This is a genomic window from Rhodococcus sp. ENV425 (genome assembly GCF_002887785.1).
Taxonomy (GTDB): domain Bacteria; phylum Actinomycetota; class Actinomycetes; order Mycobacteriales; family Mycobacteriaceae; genus Rhodococcus; species Rhodococcus aetherivorans.
Genome location: NZ_PCZU01000109.1, coordinates 1 through 2,594, shown reverse-complemented (window position 1 = coordinate 2,594; position 2,594 = coordinate 1). Strand labels below are relative to the sequence as shown.

The window sequence follows — 2,594 nt, the reverse complement described above, 5'->3', positions numbered from 1 at the left end:
GACTGGGCATTTTCAATGAGCGCCATCAAAGTCAGCCGCGACGACGCCACCGACACGGGGGCTCCCCCCTGAATGAGGACATCGTGAACACTGGGTCGTGAAGGACCCAGAGGAAGAGATGTCACCAATGGTCAAGAAGGCGTACTCGGCGGAGTTCAGGGCCGATGCCGTCGCGTTGTATCTTTCCGATCCGAGCCACACCTTCGACGGCATCGGCAACGACCTGGGAGTCAGTCGCGAGACTCTGCGCAACTGGGTCCGCACCGAACGCAAACGCACCGGTGCCTCCACTGTTTGGGACGTGCTTCGGAAAGCGCAGTTCTGACGATCGGGTAGCGGTCGGACGGGTATCGGATAGCGGTGATGCCCGTCCGGCCGCTACGTCCGGCTATCGAGTGTCGGCGAGGTGGCGGCGCATGTTCGGCCCGTCGAGGGCGATGATCTCGGCGCCGGCGACGATCCGGTTGAGGATCGATTCGGCGATGACTGCGTCTTGGAGGGACTTGTACCAGTCAGGCGGATCGAACTGCGAGGTCACCAGGGTCGAACCTGATGATTGATGAACTCACTGCCCAGGACTGTCCACGCCCAGGATCGGGAACGGCATGATCTTCGCGATCTCGTCCAGGGCGGCGATTACTGTTACCCATTTGCCGCCCTCGTGGCCGAACTGCAAGAAGGCACTGTGCACGCTCGCCGGAGCGCTCCAGATCAGCCCGGACCAGTTTCAGGTTAGTGCAGAATTTCCCCGACGGCACCACCGGAGTGGATCAACTGAACACGATCCTGCCCAGATGTCAGGACCTGGTATCCACATACCATCCGCTGGGCATGACCTCCGATCGGAGGTAGTCAGACCGCAGCGACTGTGTGACGCTGGTCTCAATGGCGAGAGAATCCAGGGACCGTAGTGTTCGTCGCTGAGAGCCTGGCGATTTCTCACCAAGATCGTACGCGTCCTTGTGTGGCCCGACGACTGATACCTGAATCACTAAGCCTTCCAGGGAGAACCAAACATGGAACAATGCGAAACGACGCGGGTCGCGCCCTGCAGACCCCTGACGCTTGGATCGCTCATCGACCTAACGAGTCTCCCCGGGGTGCAGGAGATCACCTCAACAGCAAGCACACTCTATCTTACCTACCCCGAGGCAGAGATCGTCATCAGGTTCTCGAATTCGTTTCAATCACGCTGGGATACCGACTGGCGGGTCACGGTGCGGGAACCCGGTCGTGGCCTTGGAACATGGTGGGGCACATGGCGGCGTTCGTTCTTGGCGGAAGAGTCCGATATCGGACCACTGGTGACCAACGAGATTCGGGAGACGCTCCTTCGAATACGCCGAATGCTAGATGATTACACACGATTCGGTCTCTGCGGAGACCCGTCCGCACCGAGTAACTACCCCGGCTAGTGTCCTGAGTCGTTAATTGTTTTATTGATTCGGGTGCAGTAGCGGGCGAGGCTGGCGAGGATCTCGTCCGCGGTCTTGGTCCACACGAAGGGCTTCGGGTCGTCGTTCCACGCGGCGATCCAGGCATTGACGTCCTCTTCGAGGGCTTCGACGCTGTGGTGGGACGAGCGGCGGAGTTTGCGGTTGGTCAGCTCGGCGAACCAGCGTTCGACGAGGTTGAGCCAGCTCCCCGAGGTGGGGGTGAAGTGCAGGTGGAACCGCGGGTGGCCGGCCAGCCATTTCTTGATCGCCGGGGTCTTGTGGGTGGCGTAGTTGTCGCAGATCAGGTGCAGGTCCAGTTCGGCGGGGGTGTTGGCGTCGATGGTCTTGAGGAAGCGCAGGAACTCCTGGTGCCGGTGGCGCCGCTGGTGCTGGCCGATGACCTTGCCGGTGGCGATATCCAAGGCCGCGAACAGGCTCGTGGTGCCGTAGCGGACGTAGTCGTGGGTGCGGCGTTCGGGCGTGCCCGGCATCATCGGCAGCATGGGGGCGGTGCGATCGAGCGCCTGCATCTGCGATTTCTCGTCCACCGCCAGCACCATCGCCTTGTCGGGGGGATCGAGGTACAACCCCACCACGTCGCGGACCTTGTCGATGAACAGCGGATCGGTCGAGAGCTTCCACGTGTCCACCAGGTGCGGCTGCAGGCCGAATGCCCGCCAGATCCGCGAGATCGCCGTCTGGGACATCCCGGTCGCCGCCGCCATCGATCGGGTCGACCAGTGACTGTCACCGCTCGCCGGCAGCTCCTCGAGGGTCGTGGTGATGACCTTCTCGACCTGGGCGTCGCTGATCGTGCGCGGCGCGCCCGGCCGGTCCTCGTCAGTCAGGCCGTCGAGCCGGTGCTCGACAAATCGCTTGCGCCACTTGCCCACAGTGGGCAGCGACACCTGCAACTGTCGCGAGATCTCACTGTTGGACAAGCCCTCCGCGCAGGCCAGCACGATCCGCGCCCGCGTTGCGAGTGCCTGCGCGGTCTTACCGCGTCGTACCCAGCCCTGCAACGTATCTCGCTCGGACTGGCTCAATTCCAGCACGGCCAGCTTCGGCCCACGCCCATCACCCATGCCGTACTCTAACAAACTGACAGTGAATTAACGACTCAGGACACTAGTAGGACTTTGTTAGGTCGGGAAGGTG

2 protein-coding genes and 1 pseudogene are annotated in these 2,594 nt (G+C 62.1%); 1 reads left to right on the top strand and 2 read right to left on the bottom strand.

The genetic code is table 11. The annotated features are described in order from the left end of the window. Positions 1–127 precede the first annotated feature (127 nt). Positions 128–292 (top strand): annotated as a pseudogene (locus tag CQZ88_RS08695) (transposase); the annotation flags it as partial. A gap of 96 nt (positions 293–388) precedes the next feature. Here CQZ88_RS08695 and CQZ88_RS08690 read toward each other — a convergent pair. Continuing rightward, entirely contained in the window at positions 389–538 is a 150-nt protein-coding gene (locus CQZ88_RS08690) for a hypothetical protein (RefSeq protein WP_006937331.1), read from the bottom strand. An 873-nt stretch (positions 539–1,411) separates the two neighbouring features. Then, positions 1,412–2,521: an IS630 family transposase gene (locus CQZ88_RS08685; RefSeq protein WP_037202616.1), complete on the bottom strand. Its 1,110-nt coding sequence runs from the start codon at positions 2,519–2,521 to the stop codon at positions 1,412–1,414. Positions 2,522–2,594: the final 73 nt, after the last annotated feature.

What these genes read in the sequence shown, in the direction of transcription:
- CQZ88_RS08685 (WP_037202616.1), bottom strand. Translation starts at nt 2,521, where the DNA reads ATGGGTGATGGGCGTGGGCCGAAGCTGGCCGTGCTGGAATTGAGCCAG.